At 72.6% G+C, this 854-nt stretch carries 1 protein-coding gene and 1 pseudogene; both read right to left on the bottom strand.

Features of this window, described 5'->3' with window-relative positions:
- Nucleotides 1-176 (bottom strand): annotated as a pseudogene (locus AC27IQ_RS25970) (ABC transporter substrate-binding protein); the annotation flags it as partial.
- 93 nt (nucleotides 177-269) lie between these two features.
- The coding region (locus tag AC27IQ_RS25965; RefSeq protein ID WP_487091359.1) for an NAD(P)/FAD-dependent oxidoreductase at nucleotides 270-854 on the bottom strand (585 nt) is incomplete at its 5' end.

The raw sequence follows: 854 nt of genomic DNA, 5'->3' as shown, positions 1-854 counted from the left end.
GCATGCGCGGTGACCGCCATGCCCGCCAGGCCACCGGCCAGCGTGGCCTGCATGCCGCCCGCCACCAGCATGGCGAGCACGTCGCGGCGCGTGGCGCCCCGCCGCAGCGAGTCCATCACGCGAAGGCTTTCTTGGGGACCGACGAGGGTGTCGAACGGGGTGCGGCTGTCGCTCATGGTGATGCTCCTGTGACGGGTGGCAGTGGGGGGGTGAACGGGGATCTTGGAATGGTGCGAATCAAGGGAAGGTGGCGGGCGCCCGCAGGGACGTCAGGCCAGCCGGTCCTTCAGGCGGTAGTACAGCCCCACCGCCGGCAGGAACCACGGCGGGCCGAAGTGGCCGGGCACGGCGGGCCAGCCGCGGCCGCGCCAGGGATTGGCCTCAGCATCGCCGGCCATCACGGCGGCCATGCGCTCGCCCATGTGCACCGACATCTGCGTGCCGTGGCCGCTGTAGCCCATGGAATAGAACAGGCCGTCGCGCTCGCCGGCGTGCGGCAGGCGGTCCTGCGTCATGTCCACCAGGCCGCCCCAGCAGTGGTCGATGCGCACGCGGCCCAGTTGCGGGAAGGTTTCCGCCAGGCCGGCGCGCAGGATCTCGCCGCTGGCGGCGTCCTGCTGCGGGCTGGAGATGGCAAAGCGCGCCCGGCCGCCGAACACCAGCCGGTGATCGGCCGTGAGGCGGAAGTAGTGGTGGATGTTGGCGATGGTGACGTAGGTGCGCCGCTCGGCCAGCAGGGCCTGCGCGCGCGCCGCGCCCAGCGGCTCGGTCACCACGATGAAGCTGCCGATGGGCACGATGCGCCGGCGCAGCCAGCCGAACGTGCCGTAGCCGCCGTGGCGCGAGGCGCCGGT

This window comes from Acidovorax sp. KPB24-07 (assembly GCF_057543315.1).
This window is presented reverse-complemented; position numbering and strand designations above follow the sequence as displayed.